Annotated in this window: 1 rRNA gene; it reads left to right on the forward strand. The window is 58.0% G+C overall.

Annotated elements, in window-relative coordinates:
* Positions 1 to 57 precede the first annotated feature (57 nt).
* Positions 58 to 688 (forward strand): 23S ribosomal RNA (locus ADK54_RS11900); the annotation flags it as partial.

Below are 688 nucleotides of genomic sequence, written 5' to 3' on the forward strand. Positions count from 1 at the left end.
GGGGTGATGGGTGGCTGGTCGTTGTTTGAGAACTGCACAGTGGACGCGAGCATCTGTGGCCAAGTTTTTAAGGGCGCACGGTGGATGCCTTGGCACCAGGAACCGATGAAGGACGTGGGAGGCCACGATAGTCCCCGGGGAGCCGTCAACCAGGCTTTGATCCGGGGGTTTCCGAATGGGGAAACCCGGCAGTCGTCATGGGCTGTCACCCATACCTGAACACATAGGGTATGTGGAGGGAACGAGGGGAAGTGAAACATCTCAGTACCCTCAGGAAGAGAAAACAACCGTGATTCCGGGAGTAGTGGCGAGCGAAACCGGATGAGGCCAAACCGTATGCGTGTGATACCCGGCAGGGGTTGCGCATGCGGGGTTGTGGGATCTCTCTTCTGTCGTCTGCCGGCGACAGGGCGAGTCAGAAACCGTTGGTGTAGGCGAAGGACATGCGAAAGGTCCGGCGTAGAGGGTAAGACCCCCGTAGCTGAAACATCAACGGCTCGTTTGAGAGACACCCAAGTAGCACGGGGCCCGAGAAATCCCGTGTGAATCTGGCGGGACCACCCGCTAAGCCTAAATATTCCCTGGTGACCGATAGCGGATAGTACCGTGAGGGAATGGTGAAAAGTACCGCGGGAGCGGAGTGAAATAGTACCTGAAACCGTGTGCCTACAAGCCGTGGGAGCGTCGC

It is taken from the genome of Streptomyces sp. WM6378, assembly GCF_001279695.1.
In the GTDB taxonomy this organism is placed as follows: Bacteria; Actinomycetota; Actinomycetes; order Streptomycetales; family Streptomycetaceae; genus Streptomyces.